13 protein-coding genes and 2 pseudogenes are annotated in these 17,769 nt (G+C 56.5%); 9 read left to right on the top strand and 6 right to left on the bottom strand.

What is annotated here, in order from left to right; translation table 11 throughout:
* Positions 1 to 306 precede the first annotated feature (306 nt).
* Positions 307 to 1,920: a methyl-accepting chemotaxis protein gene (locus BFE01S_RS36870; RefSeq protein WP_042336937.1), complete on the top strand. Its 1,614-nt coding sequence runs from the start codon at positions 307 to 309 to the stop codon at positions 1,918 to 1,920.
* Between the two features lie 64 nt (positions 1,921 to 1,984).
* Here the strand turns inward: BFE01S_RS36870 and BFE01S_RS00575 are convergent, their stop codons facing one another.
* Entirely contained in the window at positions 1,985 to 2,611 is a 627-nt protein-coding gene (locus tag BFE01S_RS00575; protein ID WP_028223909.1) for a TetR/AcrR family transcriptional regulator, read from the bottom strand.
* 620 nt (positions 2,612 to 3,231) lie between these two features.
* Between BFE01S_RS00575 and BFE01S_RS00580 the strand changes: the two genes are divergently transcribed.
* From BFE01S_RS00580 to BFE01S_RS00595, 4 genes are all read left to right on the top strand, one after another.
* Positions 3,232 to 4,089, top strand: coding sequence for an NAD(P)-dependent oxidoreductase (locus tag BFE01S_RS00580; protein ID WP_245620996.1), 858 nt, complete (start codon positions 3,232 to 3,234; stop codon positions 4,087 to 4,089).
* 21 nt (positions 4,090 to 4,110) lie between these two features.
* Positions 4,111 to 4,989 carry a phytanoyl-CoA dioxygenase family protein gene (locus BFE01S_RS00585; protein WP_028223911.1) on the top strand — a complete coding sequence of 293 codons (879 nt, stop codon included), beginning with the start codon at positions 4,111 to 4,113 and terminating at the stop codon, positions 4,987 to 4,989.
* Positions 4,990 to 5,212: 223 nt separating this feature from the next.
* Positions 5,213 to 6,361 carry an MFS transporter gene (locus BFE01S_RS00590; RefSeq protein WP_028223912.1) on the top strand — a complete coding sequence of 383 codons (1,149 nt, stop codon included), beginning with the start codon at positions 5,213 to 5,215 and terminating at the stop codon, positions 6,359 to 6,361.
* 132 nt (positions 6,362 to 6,493) lie between these two features.
* Positions 6,494 to 7,183: a hypothetical protein gene (locus BFE01S_RS00595; protein WP_028223913.1), complete on the top strand. Its 690-nt coding sequence runs from the start codon at positions 6,494 to 6,496 to the stop codon at positions 7,181 to 7,183.
* Positions 7,184 to 7,208: 25 nt separating this feature from the next.
* Here BFE01S_RS00595 and BFE01S_RS42415 read toward each other — a convergent pair.
* Positions 7,209 to 7,489 (bottom strand): annotated as a pseudogene (locus BFE01S_RS42415) (IS5/IS1182 family transposase); the annotation flags it as partial.
* 214 nt (positions 7,490 to 7,703) lie between these two features.
* Between BFE01S_RS42415 and BFE01S_RS00605 the strand changes: the two are divergent.
* On the top strand, positions 7,704 to 8,387 hold the full coding sequence (locus BFE01S_RS00605) for a TetR/AcrR family transcriptional regulator (RefSeq protein ID WP_028223914.1): 684 nt from the start codon (positions 7,704 to 7,706) through the stop codon (positions 8,385 to 8,387).
* Positions 8,388 to 8,557: 170 nt separating this feature from the next.
* On the opposite strand, the gene BFE01S_RS36875 is transcribed toward BFE01S_RS00605, so the two are convergent.
* The 3 genes from BFE01S_RS36875 to BFE01S_RS00620 form a co-directional block, all read right to left on the bottom strand.
* Entirely contained in the window at positions 8,558 to 9,463 is a 906-nt protein-coding gene (locus tag BFE01S_RS36875; protein ID WP_042336938.1) for an NAD(P)-dependent oxidoreductase, read from the bottom strand.
* A gap of 313 nt (positions 9,464 to 9,776) precedes the next feature.
* Positions 9,777 to 11,045 carry an aminotransferase class III-fold pyridoxal phosphate-dependent enzyme gene (locus BFE01S_RS00615; RefSeq protein ID WP_042336939.1) on the bottom strand — a complete coding sequence of 423 codons (1,269 nt, stop codon included), beginning with the start codon at positions 11,043 to 11,045 and terminating at the stop codon, positions 9,777 to 9,779.
* A 180-nt stretch (positions 11,046 to 11,225) separates the two neighbouring features.
* Positions 11,226 to 12,101, bottom strand: coding sequence for a phytanoyl-CoA dioxygenase family protein (locus tag BFE01S_RS00620; protein WP_028223916.1), 876 nt, complete (start codon positions 12,099 to 12,101; stop codon positions 11,226 to 11,228).
* A gap of 413 nt (positions 12,102 to 12,514) precedes the next feature.
* Between BFE01S_RS00620 and BFE01S_RS42420 the strand changes: the two are divergent.
* Positions 12,515 to 12,957 (top strand): annotated as a pseudogene (locus tag BFE01S_RS42420) (transposase); the annotation flags it as partial.
* A 196-nt stretch (positions 12,958 to 13,153) separates the two neighbouring features.
* Here BFE01S_RS42420 and BFE01S_RS00630 read toward each other — a convergent pair.
* On the bottom strand, positions 13,154 to 16,342 hold the full coding sequence (locus BFE01S_RS00630) for a bifunctional cytochrome P450/NADPH--P450 reductase (RefSeq protein WP_028223917.1): 3,189 nt from the start codon (positions 16,340 to 16,342) through the stop codon (positions 13,154 to 13,156).
* Between BFE01S_RS00630 and BFE01S_RS00635 the strand changes: the two genes are divergently transcribed.
* Positions 16,289 to 17,068 carry a TetR/AcrR family transcriptional regulator gene (locus tag BFE01S_RS00635; protein WP_245620997.1) on the top strand — a complete coding sequence of 260 codons (780 nt, stop codon included), beginning with the start codon at positions 16,289 to 16,291 and terminating at the stop codon, positions 17,066 to 17,068. The genes BFE01S_RS00630 and BFE01S_RS00635 overlap by 54 nt on opposite strands.
* 303 nt (positions 17,069 to 17,371) lie before the next feature.
* On the top strand, positions 17,372 to 17,719 hold the full coding sequence (locus BFE01S_RS00640; RefSeq protein WP_156966856.1) for a hypothetical protein: 348 nt from the start codon (positions 17,372 to 17,374) through the stop codon (positions 17,717 to 17,719).
* Positions 17,720 to 17,769 lie beyond the last annotated feature (50 nt).

A 17,769-nucleotide genomic window follows, 5' to 3' on the forward strand; every position in this document is an offset into this window, starting at 1 on the left:
TCCTGCGACGAGCGGAAGCAGATAAAACGGGTTTAACCCGGAATGCAGATCAAATTTGCGGTGGTGAAGAAGCGGGGTGTGGGTGCGAAATTGAAGGCCGGTGCGAAGGGGATGGCACGGGTGTTGTTATCGCCAACACGAAGATGTCGATGACCGCGTGCGATGAAATGACTGTCGAGGAAGCGATGCCTTCGAAGGCATCGCTTCCATTCTTCACGGGTTCCCTATCTTGTCATTCAGCATCGAACGTTTCCCCCCTCGCTTTCGGGTGACAGGTTGGGTTAGCGAGTCCTAACGGGGATCGAAGTGAAAAATATTGCCAAGAGCATCAAGTTGAAGGTCGCGTTAGGCTCGAGCATCTGCGTGATTCTTATCTCTTCGATCGGGTTGTTCGGGCTCTATGGGCTTTACACGCTGAATGCGAATCTGAACGACGCCTTCTCGGGGCATGTGGTGCCGATCAATGAGTTGTCGGAAGTGCGAGCTGCGCAATCCGATCTCACGCTTCAGATCGCCCGGATCGAAATGTTCGCTGAGCCCGCTGTCACGCGCGATGCCATTGCAGCGATTCGTGCCGATCAGGCACGTATCGCCAAAGCATGGAATAGCTACTCCGGAAGGGGAATCCGCAGTGGCAGGGAGCGAGATCTAGCAATAAAGATCCGGGACTTGCTTCCGCAATTTACGCAAGTCACAAACGACGCCATCGACGCCTTGAACACCGGCAACGATGACGTCGCTATTCCCATCATCAAAAAACTCGTTCCGATCGGAACGCAGTTGACGGCCGTATTGGCTGAGGACGCCGCGCTGCATCTCGCACGCGCCAGGCAGTTCGTGGTGGATAGTGGCTTGACCTATCAAAGCGTGTTCTGGATCGCGACCGCGCTGATGGTTCTCGGCATTGCATTGACGGCCGGCGTTTCGATCTATCTGACGAGCGCGATCTCGCAGCCGCTCGGCAAGGCCTTATCGGTGGCGAATCGAATCGCCGACGGCAACCTGGAGAATGAAATCTCCACGCAGGCACGCGACGAATTCGGCGATTTGCTCGAAGCGCTGAATCGGATGGGGCACCAACTGAGCGACACGGTGCGCGGCATCAAGGACATCGCCGAATCGGTGGCCGTGGCATCGCGAGAAATCGCCATCGGCAATACGGATTTGTCGGCTCGAACCGAGAAGCAGGCCACATCGCTCGAGGAAACCGCGACGAGCATGACGCAATTGACGGAGACGGTGAAGCACAATGCCGATAGCGCGCGAGAGGCCAACGTGCTGGCCACCCGTGCCACGAGCATGGCCGATGCCGGTAACGAGGCGGTGCGACACATGGTCGGCACGATCGAGGAAATCAGCGGAAGCTCGAACAAGATTACCGACATCACGACCGTCATCGAAGGCATCGCATTTCAGACGAACATCCTTGCGCTGAATGCAGCAGTCGAGGCGGCGCGCGCCGGCGAACAAGGCCGCGGGTTTGCCGTGGTCGCGAGTGAAGTTCGCAGCCTGGCTCAACGTTCCGCCGCCGCTGCGAAGGAAATCAAGGAATTGATCGGCTCGTCAGTGGCGATGATTCAAGACGGTGCGAAGCAGGCGACGCACGCGCGGGAAACGATAGGCGAGGTCAAACTCGCTATCGAGCAGGTCTCGTCGATCGTCGGTGAAATTGCGCAGGCCTCGGAAGAGCAGACGCGCGGGATTGAACAAGTCAATCAAGCGATTGTTCAAATGGATGAGGTGACGCAACAGAACGCCGTATTGGTGGAACAGGCCGCCCGTGAGGCGCAGGCCCTCAAAGACCAGGCGCGGGTGTTGAACGATGCGGTATCGGTTTTCAAACTCGCGAATGCGCAAGCCAAGCCGAGGGTGGACGGCCACGCGGTGGCTGACCTGCTCACCGGATCGACTGCACACTAATGCCCGGTAGTACTCTGACTGCGTTCCGATCAGCGTTGCCCGCGCAGCAGGCGGCGGCAGCTTGCTACTTCCGTGCTGGCTTGCGGGCGGTCTTGACGGTGGGGCTGGAGGCCGAAAGTGCCGACGCATAGGAGGCCAACATCCTGCTGGCATGGTCGACATCAGCGGCCAGACGTTTTGGATCTTCCTGGGCAAACCAGGAGAAAAGCAGCCCGTCGATCAGAATAATCATTAGCCGCGCGATGGCATCCAGGGCTTTGGCATCCGCACGAGGCTCGGCGGCGGCCAGGTTGGACCGGGTACCTTCCAGGGCTATACGAAGGGCACCAATGGCCATATCGGGCTGATGTCTGAGCGCCCACGTATACAATTCCGACTGGGTCTTCGCGTATGTCGGGTTTGCCGCGAACCAGGCCATTGCCGCGCGCAGGTTGAAGTCCGCCAGATCGGACAGGGTGCCGTGTTCCGGAGCTTCTGGGCTATCCGAGCGGATCGAGTCGATCAAGGTTTCATAGACCGCCAGCAATAGCTCGTCCTTTGAATGAAAAACATAGTGCAGGGAAGCCAGCGGACAGCCCGCAGCTTCGGCGATGCGACGGGTCGTGGCCCCCTTCACACCGTGCTCTGCAATAACCGCGACTGTGGCCGCGACGAGGTCCTGGCGGCGGACTTCAGCCCGTACTCTCAGCATAGGCTAGAGCTCCGTTTCATGTTTTCGTTCAAAGGAGTTACCCGGGCAGGGTAATCGAATGCCTCGATATTAACATGATGATGGACGGCATTTCGTCGTCAACGGCATGGCAGCACGCTTCGTGAATCACGGGCCGATTCATTCATCGGCCATCGGGCCTGCGCATCGCACGGGTTCCCGCTTCGATGTCTTTCTCCAGGCGGAGCACAGATGCGATGACTTAGTGTGGGAGCGTGAAAGGGCGCGTCACGCGCCCCTTGAAACTGGTGCAGTTGCCCACGCCTGGAGGCCCTCACCGTGGGGCTAATGGAAACTCCGTATTCCAAATGTGTTTTTGAGGCATAAACTCGGGGCTGTTGGCACATGGTCATTTGATCAAGTTTGTTTGTCTGCACCACTACTTGATCCTTGAGCATTCGTTGGTGCAGTTGATTCCCCGCTCCGGGGCATGCGTCCCGCTACAGGGTGATGTCTCAGCCCCAATGGAGGGGCAGCGAGCGCCTGAAATCGGCTGGCATGTGCTTTGCTTTGTAGTCAAATGACCAAGTCAAATGATCTGACTGGCTGATAAATAGCGATGGATATCTCCTGGTAGCGTGGTCAACGATAAGGGTATGCGAATGAAAAAAGTAATTGCTGTCCTGGGATTGGGGGCGATGGGGGCTGCCATTGCCGCTTGCCTGATTGAATACGGCGAAGAGGTCGTCGCCTGGAACAGAAAACCGGAAAAGGCGCAGCGCGTGCAGGAGTTGGGCGCCAGAGTTGTCGATAGTGCAACGGCAGCCTGTGGTCTGGCAGACGTAATCATCGTGGTTACTGCGACGCCGATTGATCTCGCCGCGGATTTCAAGGAATTGGGCGAGCGCCTCAAAGGCAAAACGGTTGTCAATCTTGCGACGGGGCGCCCGTCCGAGGTCCAGGCGCTGGATCGAATCGTGAGTGGTGTTGGAGCAAAATTTGTCAGCGGGACAATTCAGTGCTTCCCACCCGATATCGGCGCCGAGCATGCCGTGATCCTTTTGGGTGCCGATGAGAAGATCTGGAGTGAAGTTGAGCCCATTCTTCGGAAAATCGCGCCGCAATCCACGTACCTCGGTGCAAGACCCGACGTTCCGAATGTGCTCGATATCGGGCTGACCGGGACATTCGTTTTTGGTGCTGGAGCCGCCTTCCTGGAGGGGCTCAGGTTCGTAGTGAACTCAGGCGTCTCAGTCGACGAACTACGTGACTTGATTCCGACCTATATCGCAGGTCAGAGCAAATTCATCGAAGGTTTGTTCGAGTCCGTCGCTACTTCAGATTATCAGGCTGGGGGCGCCGACCTATGCGTCTACGCCCGGGCCACCGGAATTTTCCAGCAGGCGCAGGAAGATATCGGGCAGCCGCCGCGAATTCTGAGGGCGCTACGCGAGCGAATTCTGTCCTCCATCGAACAGGGTGGTGGTGACCGGGGATTCGCTGCATTGTTTAATCATTAACAGATTTTTTGAGGAGTCGTCATGTCATTGCAGCATCTTTCAATTAATAGCACTCCTGATGATCTTGCGGAAGCGGTCCGGCAGGATGGTGGCGCAATCGTTAAAAATTTTCTCGGCGCCGACTTGCTAGCACGTATCAGAAGTACGCTTTTTGACATGCTTGAGTCGGCTCCTAACGGAGTAGATGAGTATTTCGCCGGTACGCAGACGCGGCGAATGTCGCGCCTCTTCGCGCGTACGGATTTTATGGCTGAGGTCGCTTTGCATCCGCTCTATCTGGGCGCGGCGCGGAATATTCTGCAAACGCCGATCAAGATCTGGAGCGGTGAGAACCAGATCGAAGTCGCTCCCGATATTCAGGTGGGTGTTACGCAAGCCATTCAGATCCGACCGGGTCAAGGTCTGCAGCCCTTGCATCGTGACGACTCTGTGTGGCTTTGGCGCCACCCGAGCTATGGGCGTGAAGCCAGGTTTCAGGTCATGGTTGCGGTATCTGATTTTACGGAGGAAAACGGAGCCACCCTTGTCATCCCGGGTAGCCACAAGTGGGATGACGAGCGCATGCCCAAGCAAGAAGAAGCCATTCCCGCAGTCATGGCTGCAGGTGACGCTCTTTTCTTTATTGGCTCCGCCTATCACGGTGGCGGGAAGAACACCAGCGATGCACCAAGAACCGGTCTGACGATGTCTTATGATTTGTCGATTCTCCGGCAGGAAGAAAATCAATACCTCACGTTGCCCATTGAACGAGTGAAGAGCTTCCCGGAGGAATTGCAGCGGTTGCTTGGCTGGACGTACGGAACTACTTTTGCAGGCTTTGTTGAGCGTGGCGGACAAATGTCGGATCCGAATGAACTGTTGAAAATGAAGGACTTTCTCGAGGTCGGGCATTTCGATTAACGGGCGCCATAGGTGGTGGGATATTGGCCTGTTTCTCAGGTGGAAATTGGGCGATTCCATCACCTACCGGCAATTTCGGCTGGCGAAGGGCGGGCAAGTTTGTATGACGATTTTTCGATCGTTGAAGAATTCTTCGAAACAATGCAGGTACGGATGCAGGCAAGAGGGCGATTTCTACGCCTCGACGCGATCTCGCATTCGTGTAAGCGATAAGGAGTAGATCGTGAGTTACGAAATTAAGGGAATACGGAAAATCGCTCTGCTTTATACGGGGGCTGTGGTCTGGACGCCAACTTACTTGCTTCCATTCAACATTGAAGAGTCAATGGCCCGGTTCGGGCTTTCCGAAAATTTTGCAGGATGGCTTGCGTCCGCGGTACTTCTCTGTCTTGCCCTTTCCATCATCATTTCGGGGCGGCGCCTGGCGACGCTGAACAAGAGATCGGGCACGGTTATTGCCGCCGCGGTTGCCATTGCGTCAACTTGCGCAATGTTTTCAGACAATTTTTATATATTTGTCGCCGCGAAATTAATTTTCGGAATCGCTTTGGGCGTCAGCTGTGTTTGCGCGTACGGGGTAATTGGACATGTTAAGCACCCCGAGAAAGTTACGGCGCAGGTAGCGCAGTCGATGGCCGTAATATTTTCCTTCGCAATGTATATTGTGCCAATCGTGAATGGGAAGATCGGCAATATCGGGGTGGATGCAGTTCAGCTCGGCATTCTCGCGATGGCTCTACTTCTCGGCGCATTTATGCCTTCGGCCATCAATGCAAACGAGGAAGGTGTCGCGAGGAATGCCATCAAATCCAATGCGGTCCGTGGGATTCTGGCGAGCGCATTTCTCCTCTACGTTTCGCAGACGGCCCTCTTCGGTTTCGCCGCAGAGGTTGCCACAACTCGGGGTGTTGAAGCAGACCAACTCGGCATTCTGTTCATGGTAAATGCAGCCGCCCAATTGCCAGTGGGGGTATTCGTCACCTGGCTAGGTGATCGCTGTGGTTTGTTCAAGCCGATCGCCTTTGGACTCGTCCTGCTGATCGCATGTAGCTTGGGAATGTATTGCGTGGGCGGCAAGTGGGCATTTCTCGTGTCAACGGCCCTCATCAGTGCCGGGGCGACATTGGTCGGCCCTTATATGTTTGCGGCACTCGCTCACATGGATTCTAGCGGAAGAAGCACTGCGACCTGTGCGTCAGCAATCAATCTTGGCCTGGCGGTCGGCCCTGCAATTGCGGGCACAGTATTCAGCGTGGCTGGTTTGCACGCGGTTGGCTGGCTTTCCGTCGGGTTGCTCGTGGTGCCGATCTTTCTGAGCAGCGTTGCTATCCGGCAGTTCACGTCGAAACATTCCCGTGCAGCTATCGCTTGACGCGTGAGGCGAAGTACGAAACTAACCTATATCGGCATCACCATCTCGCGTCGAGATGGTGATGCAAGAATTAGTGTTAACGTGGACAAGCGTAATAGTTAATAAAATTCTTGGCGATCGTTGAAATTTGTCATGGAACTAAAATTTTATCTTTATTGTCTTGCTGATCTTGCACTGATAGCGACTTCCCTCGTCTACGGTGTGAAGTTTCTCAAGAAGCGTAATTACCTTCTCGGGATCGAGTGGTTGATCGTGACATTCTCGGCAACGAATTTAATGATCAATGCCTTAACCGGAGGGCACATCTTTTATAGCATATCGCTTTTTTGTGATGCATTTTCCAGGGGCTTTGGCGCACCGGTCATCGCTGTCGCGGGAATGATGGCAGTTACTCACCGATATAAACCATCGATTTTTGTTGATATCGTGTATTTGGTGAGCGCACTGGCGGGAACCGTTATTGTGTGGACAGCAGGTTTTATGGTTGAGCCTAAACCCTATTTCTATCTGGTGATGTGGTCATTGTTCTCGGTTTACCTCGTTTACGTTGTCAAGAGGTTGCTGAGCGTTGGAGAGAAACGTAATGCCGTTGGCGTTATCCTGGCGCTGGTATCCACGCAGATTATCGCGAGCACCTATGACTTCTACCATATACCTGGCGACGACGATCACATGATTTTTTATATATTCGCGTTGTCTTCCTGGTCTTACATGTCCGTTTCGTTGTATTACGCCTATTGTGCGTTGGAGCGCGCGTGGGAAAAGGAAATGAACTTCAATCGACGTTATACCCTTGGTGCCCTCGAACGAAATCCACAGTGATTGCTGGCTACCGATCCCAAAGGTCTTTCGCCAAACATGTGACCTCTGGCGCATGCAGTGCGCACAGCTTGTTTTTGTCCTCCTGCTTCCGAGGCAGGATCCGCCTCGTGCGGCTGATCAATTCTTGCAGCGTGATACGCCCAGTGTCGGCGACTGAATCGAGCTGACGCTCGACGTCACTCATCACCCGACCAACGTGCGAAGCGCCTTCTTCATGCGCTTGTACTGCGTCGCATGCGCGTAGCGGCCAATCTGGCGCGCCGGGTGCGGCGTTTCGCGATTGTCGTTCTACCGCAGCTTTAATCCGTTACTAAACCTGGACGTCAAGCTGGCAACGCGGTCTCGCCGTTCACCTTCGTTACGGCACGAGTTGCCGCTTTCGGTTCAGGTCGAATTGAGACGGTGTTCGGCATTGAAGGGCAGTCAAGCAGCCGCTTGCCAGGATGAGGTCATGTGACCGACAATCCAGCATTACAAACGGAAGTATGGCGTTTGCCGCTCAATTCAGGAAACTAACCCCATGGCCGTGAAATCGACGACAGACGAAAGCGGCTCGAAAAATGGCCGCCGGGACGCGTCTTTGGAGTCGCCAACCGGCGATACGGCGCGTACGTTGACGGACCGCGGCCGCAACACCGTTGCGCGCATCCTTGCGAGCGCCATCGAGATTTTTGCGGCGGAAGGTTACGGCGGGCTCACCATGCGAAAGGTCGCAGCCAGTGCGGGACTGGCGCTATCGAATCTGCAGCACTACTTCCCCACACGTGAAGATCTCTTTGCGGCGATCATTACCGAGGCCACCGCGGACTATTCGAGAAACTACGACAACATTCTTCACTCCGACGCGTCGCTCACACCCGCGCAACGGCTGGAGAAGCTTGTCCGCCTGCTCATTGAAGACGGCAAACAACCACGCACCCAAAGCCTCTTTGTCAATTTTTGGGCGCTCGCCCAAATGCAGGAATTCGCGCGCAAGATCATGGAAGATGCGTATCTGTTCCAGCGCCGCATGATCGGCGAATTCGTCGCGGCCGTGAACCCACAGTTGCCGCCGAACGTACTGGCGCGCCGCGCCGCGCTCATAACGGGGCAAATCGAGGGGCTGCTCGTGTTGATTCCTCAGCGCAACCGTTTCCCGTCGGATCTCAAAGGTATCGAGGATGAAGCCGTGAAGGTGATCCTCGCAGTTGCCGCTATGCCCTGAGCGTTGTCCCCTGATCTACTGAACCTGCAGCCGATGTTCAGCGCGCTTTCGACAACGTCGCTCCGCTCGAGGCGATAGCCTCGCATCGAACCCATCCCGTTCCGTTGGCGTCAACATACTGCGTGAATATAGGTCGATTAACAACGGAACGGGATACCAGTCAGGTCGTACTAACTCCGGTCCCCGCGCGGCTTCCTGAAACATTCAAACACGGCAGCCAGCTCATGTTGCCCGTGGCCCATGGCGACGGCCTGCTGGAGTCGCGCCAGTACTTCTTGCGGGTAGCGGCTGTCCGTGCCACATTCGCGGCTGTACTCCACAAGCTGTCCGATACCCGCGGCCCAACTGTCGAGGGTGGCCTGCGACCCTGAGTAATCCCCTTTCTTGATCATCTGCACGCACGTCTGAAGCGTATCCTCAACGAAGGGACGACGTGCCAGGGCAAGCGACAAGTAGGTGTCGAGGGAGATGCCTTCGGCGTCACACACGGCGGCGCCGTAGAGAAACCCGAGCGTGGCCCCCAGGGAGAACGAACCCACAACAGCGCCATCAAGAATAGCGGCATTCCCGAATCTCTCTCCAACGAACAACGCATGTCCGCTCAGATTCGCCAAAGTATGCCGCAGGGTTTCGAACGTTGAACGCGAGCCGGCATACAGAATCGATCCATCCGGCGTGCCGATATCCTTGGGGTAGCAGCCGATGGTGCCGTCCAGGTAAGCCACGCCGTGTTCCCTGGCCCACTCCGAAGCATCTCGCGCGTCCTCCGGCGTGCCCGTCGTGAGCTGGATTATCGTTTTGCCTTTGAGGCGGGCCACGACGTTCGGGGTGCGCAGCAACGAGTCGGACGCGCCATAGTCGAGCACGCAAACGACCACGACCTGACTCGCATCGACCGCCTCCGCGGCTGATTGTGCGATCCGGGCACCCGCGTCGCCAAGCGCCACGGACTTGCTAGCCGTGCGGTTCCAGACGGTGACGCGATGATTGGCGGCAAGCAATGCCTTCGCCAGGGCCGTTCCCATTGCGCCCAGCCCAATAACGGATATTGTCTGCGCCGTTCCGGTGTCTGCCATCACAAGCCTCCTTCGAATCGGGTATACGAAGCTTCAGAAAAGGACTCGCTTTTCACAGCGAGGAATAAAGGTGGCCGCCGTCGACCGGCACGCAAGCGCCGGTCATTCACGAGCCGGCATCGATCGCACGCAGCGATGGTGGATGTATTCACGAAAGAGGCGCTGGCCATCGACGCCGGGCAACAATGGATCAAGGCACCAGCCGAATTCGCTCGTCGGCTGGTGCCTTGATCGGATCCGGCTGGATCCGAAACACTTAAAACTCGCTCCGGATCTGGCCTGGAAAACCCAGGCGGATCAAGAGCATCCGGCACTAACGCTGCACGGTGTCCAGAATATCGAGGCGGTTCAATGCAACCGACTTCTGTTTGATTGTGCCAAACGCCGCTTCGGTCGCCTCGAGCGTACGCACAATGTCTTCGTCGGTGTGGCTCGCCGTGAAGAACATGTTGTGCCACGGGTGGAGGTAGGCGCCATTCTTGATGACTTCCGAAGTCCACGCGCGGCCACGCGACACGAGCTCGTCGTCACCGGCGAATAGCATTTGGGGCATGACGCTCGGCCCGGTCTGCTTGAGTTCGAAACCATGTCGCTCGGCTTGTTCGGCGACGCCGGCGCGCAGCTTGTCCGCCAACCGTCTGGTGTGTTCGAGGTAGTCCGTTTCTCGCACCAGTCGCAATGTTTCGATGGCTGCGGCCATCGGCACAGCCGAGAGCCAGTAGGACCCCGTAACAAACACTTTCGTCGCGGCCTCTCGTGCCTTGTCCGAACCGAGAACCGCAGCGATCGCATAGCCGCCGCCGATGGCCTTGCCCCAGCAACTGAGGTCCGGGTGTACGCCCCAGTCCGACCAGGAACAGTCGCGCGACAGGCGCAGCCCCGTGCGAACCTCATCGACGACCAGAAGCGCTTCCTGCTCATCCGCGAGGCGGCGGCATTCCTTTGCGTATTCGATCGACGGGAAAAATTGATCGTAGAGTACTTCGTGGCGGAACGGCGTTGCGTAGATGGCCGCTACGTCACCCTCGACGCTCTTGACAGCAGCATTGAGGCTCTCGATATCGTTGTACTCGAAGTAGACGATGTGAGCCCGGTCTTCCTTGGTGATCCCCGCCGTATAGGGCACGTTCCACGGGGACGCACCATGGTACGTGCCTCGCGCAACAAGAATCTTGCGCTTTTCGCGGTAGGCGCGCGAGATCACCATGGCGGTTGTCGTGGCGTCCGACCCGTTCTTGCAGAACATTGCCCAATCGGCATGGCTGATCTGTTGCGTGATCGCCTCGGCAAGCTCAACTATCACCTCGCTGGGGCCCGTCGCCGTGTCGATCTTCTGCAACTGGAGGGCCGCCGCTTGCTCGATCCGCTCGTTGCCGTAGCCGAACAGATTCGTGCCGTAACCACACACGTAGTCGATGTACTTGTTGCCGTCGACGTCCCAGAGGTGCGTACCTTTCGCTTTGGCAAAGTACAACGGAAAATCTTCCGTCAAGTACTTGACGCTCTGGTGACCATACATGCCGCCAGGGATGACCTTTTCGGCTCTTGCGAACCACTCGTCCTTCTTCGCCAACCTGTCCATGTTCGACTCCTTGTGAAAACTAGTTTGGGCAACATCAGATTTGCAATCTGATCTTTTGACTTATTCAAATCACCACGTATTCAGGTGCCTCCAATCTGAGGAGTGCACCCGTTGAAATCCCGCGTCGTGCCGACACACCGTCTAGCCTTTGCCCCATCCGGGCACGCGTCTGTTCGTGGCTCAAAGACCGAGGTGCGTTGCGATATCGTCGTAGTCGACTTGCCACAGGCCCGGCGTGCCAGCGGGATATTGCGAGCGGAAGCCGATGATTCGCTGAACACGTTTCGACAGACCTCTCACGGTGTCCATGTCGACGATGAAGGGATACGCTTCCTCCGGAGTCAGATAGGACGGTTGCATCGGCAGCGTGAGCCCGCGTCGGCGCTCGTTTTTCGTCACATTCGCGCCGCCGCCGTGGATCACTTTTCCGCTGAACAGCAGAGCGTCGCCAGCATCCATCTCGGCGGCAATGGTCATTTCGGGCGTGCCCTTGCTGTCGAAGTAGTCCTCGTCCCAGTTTTGGCTCCCCGGAATAATTCGGGTGGCACCGTTTTCCTCGGTGAAGCGCGTCAGGGCAATCATGAGGTTGGTAAACACCGTGGGACCCCTGACTCCGAGAGCACAAAGGGGCGGAAAATTGCCGACATCGCGATGCAGCATTTGCGCTGTGTTGCCCGGGCCGATGTCGATGACCTGCGCGGTTGAAAGCCACCAATCGCCGGACTCTTCGCGGTAGAGCACCTCGCCGAGTTCATGAAAGAGTTCGTCGTCCAGCACGTTTCCAAAAGTCTTGCTGTGCGTGACCATGTTCGTCAGGCGCTTGGTATAGGTGCCGTGGAATTCCTTGATCAGTTCGTTTTCGTGCGACGACCCTTCGCGAAGCCGCTCGAGCGGACCATCGACCTCGCGATTGATGTTCGCGACCTGCTCCGGGGTCAGATAATTCTTGATCCGGACTCCGCCGTATTGATTCATGAGCGACACGATCTCTTGCGCGCTGGTCTGCTTGGGGACGGTGGGGAGAGAGTCCTGAATGTTCTGAATATTTGCGTTCATGTTTGCCTCAAAGTTGCGTAGACGGGTAAATCAGAAGCGGCATCGCTTTCTGATTCGGGTGATGACCCAGACATCAAGTTGACTGTTTGACTTGATCGTTTGACCTATCGTGTTTCGGCTTTTGCCATACAGTCCTTTCACGTCAGTCGACGGAACACGCGCGTCCTTCCTGCCTTCGTCGCGACATCCGGGCGGTCCATGACATGGTTCCGGACGCGGCAGACACGGAGCTCATCGCCGAAGTTTCTGGTGAGATGGCGCATTCGCAACAAATAAGGTCATGTGACCAAGTCGTATGATCAAGGAAGTTAGCATGACCTTTTTTGATGGTCGATCATGGTTAACCCGTCCGCTTTCCGAATGGTTTCAGCAATTGAGAGGCGCGGGCCCGATGACACAAGGACTCTGTTGAAATAGGGGATAGTCTTGTGCCTGGCGGTAAGCCGGGGCGCCGTCGTCGGCGCACGGCACAGGAAAAAATCAATCGTCGTCGTGCAGGAAACACTGGAGCCGGGAGCATCGGTGTCGGCTGTGGCACGTCGACATGGCGCCAACGCTAGCCAGGTGTTCGGGACGACGCTGAAGGTCGAAATCCTGAAAGAAGCGGTGGAGTAGGGCCGTTCAAAAAACCCGATTGCGCGCTCGCCTTGCTGCCAGGGGACGACCGATGAGGACGGTCTGCGAAGTTCTCGGGGTAGCGCGCTCTGCCGCGGTGGTGAAGCGGGTTCACTCGTCTGGCTGGCGCGATGGTCGTCGTGTCCGTGTGACCGATGATGGCGGGCTGGTCGAGGGAATCCAGGCCCATGTCGCGCACCGGCCGACCTACGGCTACCGGCGTATCTGGACACTGCGCCGCCCCCCGTGCGCCTCAGAAAGAACGACGATCTATGGGGCGGGTAATTTTTCAGGATCCCAGATGTTTTGCTGATTCGAGCGGATCAGCCTTCTGTAACGACTCTGGAAAAATGAGTGCATTGCAGCGGAAATTCGGCGATCTAAAGATTGATACAGCCTCGCCACGCCAGGCGGAGGCCGCATCAATCGTATCGCCGTCATGCAAAGACATCAGCTACGTATCTGCCGTGCTCCCTCTCCATCGTGTCTACCCACGCACTAGCCTTTTCGTCGTTCTCGCCAGTTGCGTCCTGATAGATGCGGCCTAGCGTGGCACGCACGGCAGGAGCCATATTCTTCCCATCCCCGCATACATAAACCGTGGCCCCCTGTGCGAATAGTGCCGAGATTTTTTCCCGTTCGAGCCAGACTTTGTCTTGAACAAAGCGAGCACCGTACTCTGGGCGGTTGGAATAAGCCGGCAATACTTCAACCACGCCGCAGTTTGCCCATTCCTGGAGTTCGTCGCGATAGAGAAAGTCAACGTCAGGATCATCAATCCCAAAGAAGAGCAGCGACGGGCCAACGTTTTCGCCCCGTTGTTTTTGTAACGCACGCTCTTGCAGAAAGCCGCGGAACGGCGCGATACCGGAGCCGGCGCAGATCATGATCATAGGAACATTCACTTCGGCTGGTGGCCGAAAGCGCGCATTCGATGGCCTGACTGCAACGGACAAACTGTCACCCGCGTTGAGTCGCGCAAGATATGAGGATGCCACCCCTTCATAGCGGCCATTGCCGGAGAGCGCCGGCGCATCGACCACTGCTACCGTCAGCGTGACATGATCCGCTTTCCAAAGCGGGGACGACGAGATCGAGTACTGACGTGCTTTCAGCGCAGGCAGCATATCGAGGAACTTTTCGAACGACAAATCGACGGATCCGAAGCGTTCGAGCAGATCCATGACGGTCGTCCGTTTTTCCAGAATCTCGCTTTCGAATTCGTCGGCGCTCAGGCGCTCAAGCTCTATTTTTTCCGGCGGACAGCGGGTTGCAGCGGCCAGGCTGGCTACTTGCGATCGAGTGGCTGGAGTGGCGAGTTCGACATAACTCGAAAACAGTTCACCGCAACCCATTGCCTGGCCGAGCGGAAGCCGCGGATTACTCGAGGTTCCCTCGATAACCACCTGGGTGTCCCAGCTCACGCGAAACCGGCGTAAGACCCGATCGACGCTGCTTTTAGCGTTGCGGGGCAGAACCGCCAGATAATCCCCCGACTGATAGGTCATCGTTTCCGGAAGCTTTAATTCGACGTGTATTTTGGAGCGGCTGCCGGGCGCGCGGAGATCTACCAGTTCCCGAATGCCGGTGACCGACCCGTGCGCCATGTCACCAAAATTCAGTAATGTTTCGCGGGCATTCTGAACGAAGCTGACCTTCAGTGCAGCGTCGTCATGTTGAACAACAGAGACTTCCTTCCCGGCGCTAATCGCAAAGCGATTCCACAGTTCGGCATACCATCGGTCAAACTCGCCAAAGAAGTCTCCGCCCGAGTCCAGTTCGCCTCTGACGTGAACTCTCGTGGCGCCTGCTTTTTCGAGGGCCTCGTCGACTCGCTTCGGGATCGCCTGAAATGTGCGTGCCCATTGTTTATTGCCGCACCCGAGAACTGCGAAGCTCACACCGTCCAGCGCACCCTCGCTCATTGCTTCGACATACGGCACAAACAATTTTGCATTGTCCGGTGGCTGTCCTTCATAGGAGGCGGTTACGACTACAACAGCAGGATATCCCTCGAGTTTTTCTGCGAAATCGTCGAGAGGAGCGCACGTGGCATGAAATCCGTGGCGATTTGCGTCCCCTGCTATGCGTCGCGCAAACGATTCGGCGGAGCCTGTGTTCCCTCCGAAGAGCACGAGCATATTCGGCGAGTCTTCGTCGGAGATTGACTGAGCTGGCTCTGCGCTGGCGCTTTGAGTGCTCACGGGGATATGAGCATTCTTGCCTGGCACCCTTTGCACGCCTCGTGCCCGCGGCCGCACGTTTATGCGGAAACCTGTTGGCTTCAGCGTAAGTGTCTCAGCGATCGCCAGTTCGTAGTCCGGATCAGCGAAGGAGAAGTCGAAGCGTTGAAGCAGCATGATCAAAACGAGGTGGGCTTCCTGCATTGCAAAAGGCCGACCAATACATGCGCGTGCACCATTGCCGAAAGGCTTCCATGCGTTCGGCGGAAGCTTCTCCGCGTTCTCGGGCGAAAATCGCTCCGGACGAAACGCTTCGACATCTTTGCCCCAGACGCTTACATCCCTGTGCAGCATGGGAGTGAGAATGAGGATAATGTCGCTTGGACGAACGGCGTATTTACCTCCGAACGTGGTGTCTTCGAGTGGTGTCACTGCAAACGCAGGCGCCGTTGGCCAGATTCGCAACGTCTCCATGAGGATCTGTTCGATGTAGCGAAGCCGCGCGAGATGTTCGATCCGCGGTACCTCGTCGCCCACGACTTCATCGACCATTTCCCGTGCTTTCCGAAGAATATCCGGATTCTTGAGGAGAAAATAAGTCGCGAAAGACAGAAGTCCGCTTGTCGTTTCATGCCCGGCGATAAGAAACGTAATCATCTGAAAGACGATGTTCTCATCGTCGAGCTTCTCTCCCGTGACTGGATCAACGCCGTGCAGCATTCGGTCCAGGAGGTCCATCGCTTCATCGCTGCCGCGCGGATTCTGCCGTCTGTTTTCAATCATTTCGGTCGCGAGCGACCGCATGAGTTCGATATCCGAATCGAATTTGCGACTGCGGCTGAGCATCAACTTCGAAACAAGTTTTGGCCGCAACTCGCGCTTTCCCGCCTCGCTGAGGGTATTCACCATGGCATCTACGAATGGATGCTGGCTTTCACGGTAGAAGCTGTTGAAACGACAATCAAACGCGCACAGGGCAATCGTATCGAGCGTCAGCCGGGTCATGTGATCGGACACATCGACAGTCGTTTCCGGGCCGAATCGTTCCCAATGGAGAAACATCTGATCAGCGATGTCGACCATTTTGTCAAACATGGACCAAATACTGATCGGGCCGAACGCCTGCATCAGCACACGATGCGCTTTTGCCCAGTTCGGTTCATCACTGTATGCTGTAAATAACCCATCCCCGATAGCGGGCCTAAGTTCAAGCAGAGATTGGTGTACGCATTTCTGAAATCTGCTTTCGTCGCACACTTCGTTCACAAGCTCTTGTCCGCTGACAACGTAGTAACCTTGACCGAACACCTCGAACCAATAGACCGGACCATAAGTTCGTGCGAGGTCCATCATCTTTGCAAGCGGCGACGGCCCCAGGACCTCCATCAGATGACCGATGATGGGCTTCAGGGGCGGCTGGGGGACGAGGGCGGCGGCTTTCATTTCAATAACCTTTCAAATGTTCAATATGCCAGTACGTCGTGTCTCAATCTATTGAACAAATGTAAAATAGACGCATCAACTTGTCTAGAGCTTTTTATGCCACCTGATGTAAGCCCTAATCCCGCCGATCCTCGCTTTCAACGTAGCTACGATTCCCTTGTCCGCGCCGCGACCGAACTGCTCGACGAGGCGCCCCTGAACAAATGCAGCATTGCTCAATTGGTGCAGCGCGCTGGCGTCGCGCGCCCCACGTTCTATCAGCACTTTCCTGACCTTCAGGCGGCCGCTCAGCGGGCGGCGTTGGTGAGACTCGAAAATGCTTTCGCGTTCGTCGAGGAGCAAGGCAAACTGCTGAGCCCACCGAACGTCGCCTTCGTCGAATCGATGGAAATGGAAACTGCTCTGATTCTTGAGCATATGTCCGCCCATCAGTCTTTCTATCTGACCGTATTTAACGACGCGGCGACGTCGGCATTTTTTGATGACCTGGTGACGTTCGTCGCCGGCCGCATCCTTCCGCCCTATGAAGGGGTTCGTACGGAGGCGGAGGCGGATTGCTTGACGGTGCTAGGCGGGGGCTTGGTTTGGACGGTAGTGCACTGGCTTCGCCAGGGCACTACGCGAGAGACCCCGGAGGTAATGGCGAAGCGAATGGCCAGGACTTCGGCGATAATTCTCGACGCTTTCGGCCTGACTCTTGGATTCGCGCGGGTGGCTTCGGAGTAGTGGCAGGAGAAGGGGGGGGCGGGCAGGTTGATTCGTTATGCAGATGAATTCCGGGTGGTCATTTTCTGGTTTCGCGCCGCGATGAGCCAATATCATCAATCCACCCCTCTGGGCGGCAAACGGGGATGCCCGCACCGGACACTCTTCAGTCCTGGCCGATTCGCGTAGTCGCCGGCCCTGCGAACCACTCCGGTTTTCGTGCATGATGCGCCGCCGGCGCCGAAGGTGCCGCTACGTCAGGCGCGGAGGCGCCACGCATATGCTAAAGTCGGCCAATCGTTCCCAGCTAACGGTCGCGCCAAAATGAACGAACGAATGCCGAACGGCTTTCATCCCTCCCTCGTAAATGCAACGGTGTTTCTCGCCGGCACGACACTCGCCTATCTCAAGTTCTTCATTCTCGATACGGCAACGGAACGTTGGTCACTTTTTTCCGCCATCAGCACCCTGATCGCAATTGGCGCACTCATCCTGCAGATCGTGACCCTGCGCCGGTCCCTGCAGATCGCAAACGACGATCCTGCAATTTTTGCAAAAACGGTATGCCATCTGGTGTGGAGTGCATGGCTCCTGTTCGGTAGTTCGCTCTGCGTGCTGATTTCACTGTGGTGGCAACCGTTGCCAAATCTCACGCAATGGATGAATAGGTGATCTAAGACGCCCCGGGAATCGTAGAGGCTGATTGAGTTAGGTTGATACCT

Origin of the sequence: Paraburkholderia ferrariae NBRC 106233 (genome assembly GCF_000685035.1) — a bacterium.
In the GTDB taxonomy this organism is placed as follows: Bacteria; Pseudomonadota; Gammaproteobacteria; order Burkholderiales; family Burkholderiaceae; genus Paraburkholderia; species Paraburkholderia ferrariae.